Raw genomic sequence first — 501 nt, 5'->3', positions numbered from 1 at the left:
ACTACGTTCGCATCGACCTCTTGGTTATATTAAAAAATGCCGGCTACATGACTTGAACACGCGACCCTCTGATTACAAATCAGATGCTCTACCAACTGAGCTAAGCCGGCTTATTTCTATTATGCGGATTAAGGGACTTGAACCCCCACGCCGTTAAGCGCCAGATCCTAAATCTGGTGCGTCTGCCAATTCCGCCAAACCCGCAATGATGACCCGTACTGGGCTCGAACCAGTGACCCATTGATTAAAAGTCAATTGCTCTACCAACTGAGCTAACGAGTCAAATAACTTTCGTTATTACGGTCCCGACGGGAATCGAACCCGCGATCTTCGCCGTGACAGGGCGACGTGATAACCGCTACACTACGGGACCTATGGGAGTTAACGGGATCGAACCGCTGACCCTCTGCTTGTAAGGCAGATGCTCTCCCAGCTGAGCTAAACTCCCTTTAGCTAAGCGACTTCCTTATCTCACAGGGGGCAACCCCCAACTACTTCCGG

At 50.7% G+C, this 501-nt stretch carries 5 tRNA genes; all 5 read right to left on the bottom strand.

The window, feature by feature from the left end:
- Window positions 1–37: 37 nt before the first annotated feature.
- Window positions 38–110 (bottom strand) — tRNA-Thr (locus tag QM874_RS09890).
- 12 nt (window positions 111–122) lie between these two features.
- Window positions 123–204: transfer RNA gene (locus QM874_RS09885), tRNA-Leu, on the bottom strand.
- A gap of 5 nt (window positions 205–209) precedes the next feature.
- A tRNA-Lys gene (locus QM874_RS09880) sits at window positions 210–282 on the bottom strand.
- Between the two features lie 18 nt (window positions 283–300).
- A tRNA-Asp gene (locus tag QM874_RS09875) sits at window positions 301–373 on the bottom strand.
- Between the two features lie 2 nt (window positions 374–375).
- Window positions 376–448 (bottom strand) — tRNA-Val (locus QM874_RS09870).
- Window positions 449–501 lie beyond the last annotated feature (53 nt).

This window comes from Streptococcus infantis, assembly GCF_047463615.1.
Lineage (GTDB): Bacteria > Bacillota > Bacilli > Lactobacillales > Streptococcaceae > Streptococcus > Streptococcus infantis_X.
This window is presented reverse-complemented; position numbering and strand designations above follow the sequence as displayed.